The organism is Blautia sp. MCC269, assembly GCF_018785655.1.
In the GTDB taxonomy this organism is placed as follows: domain Bacteria; phylum Bacillota; class Clostridia; order Lachnospirales; family Lachnospiraceae; genus Blautia_A.
In genome coordinates this window covers 1-1,452 of sequence record NZ_WQQE01000057.1, presented here as the reverse complement: position 1 = coordinate 1,452, position 1,452 = coordinate 1, and the positions used below count along the sequence as shown (strand labels likewise).

1 rRNA gene is annotated in these 1,452 nt (G+C 55.4%); it reads right to left on the bottom strand.

Annotation, left to right across the window (positions count from 1 at the left end):
* A 23S ribosomal RNA gene (locus GPK88_RS16075) occupies positions 1-1,452 on the bottom strand; the annotation flags it as partial.

The following is a 1,452-nucleotide window of genomic DNA, read 5'->3' as shown; positions in this document are numbered from 1 at the left end:
GGCTTCACGCTTAGATGCCTTCAGCGTTTATCCCTTCCGGACTTGGCTACCCGGCCATGGCTTTGGCAAGCCAACCGGTCCACCAGCGGTCCGTCCATCCCGGTCCTCTCGTACTAAGGACAGCTCCTCTCAGATATCCTGCGCCCACGCCGGATAGGGACCGAACTGTCTCACGACGTTCTGAACCCAGCTCGCGTACCGCTTTAATGGGCGAACAGCCCAACCCTTGGGACCTACTACAGCCCCAGGATGCGATGAGCCGACATCGAGGTGCCAAACCACTCCGTCGATGTGAACTCTTGGGAGTGATAAGCCTGTTATCCCCAGGGTAGCTTTTATCCGTTGAGCGATGGCATTCCCACTTAATACCACCGGATCACTAAGCCCTACTTTCGTACCTGCTCCACCCGTCGGTGTCGCAGTCAAGCTCCCTTCTGCCTTTGCACTCTTCGAATGGTTTCCGTCCATTCTGAGGGAACCTTTGGGCGCCTCCGATACCCTTTCGGAGGCGACCGCCCCAGTCAAACTCCCCGCCTGGCATTGTCCCACCGCCGGATCACGGCGGCTGGTTAGAAGCCCAATATCACAAGGGTGGTATCCCAACAGCGGCTCCGCGGCAACTGACGTTACCGTTTCTCAGCCTCCCACCTATCCTGTACATGCAACACCGGACCCCAGTGCCAAACTGGAGTAAAGCTCCATGGGGTCTTTCCGTCCTGGCGCGGGTAGCCAGCATCTTCACTGGCACTTCAATTTCACCGGATGTATTGCCGAGACAGCGCTCAAATCATTACGCCTTTCGTGCGGGTCGGAACTTACCCGACAAGGAATTTCGCTACCTTAGGACCGTTATAGTTACGGCCGCCGTTTACTGGGGCTTAAATTCAAAGCTTCGACTTGCGTCTGACCTCTCCTCTTAACCTTCCAGCACCGGGCAGGCGTCAGCCCATATACCTCACCTTTCGGTTTCGCATAGACCTGTGTTTTTGCTAAACAGTTGCTTGAGCCTATTCTCTGCGGCCTGCTCTCGCAGGCACCCCTTCTCCCTAAGTTACGGGGCCATTTTGCCGAGTTCCTTGGCAATACTTCTTCCGCCGGCCTTAGGATTCTCTCCTCATCCACCTGTGTCGGTTTACGGTACGGGTACAATATAAACAATAGCGGCTTTTCTTGACGCATGGCTCACGGGCTTCGCTACTATATTTCGCTCCACATCACGTCTTCCCATTGCATGGCGGATTTTCCTACCATACTGGTACCTCGCTTGTACCGGGACAATCCATCCCCGGCTCCCGCTCTCCTTACGTGTCCCCACAGTTCTGTTATACTGCAGTACAGGAATATCAACCTGTTGTCCATCGGCTACGGCTCTCGCCCTCACCTTAGGTCCCGACTCACCCAGGGCAGATCAGCTTTACCCTGGAAACCTTGGATATTCGGCCTAGAGGATTC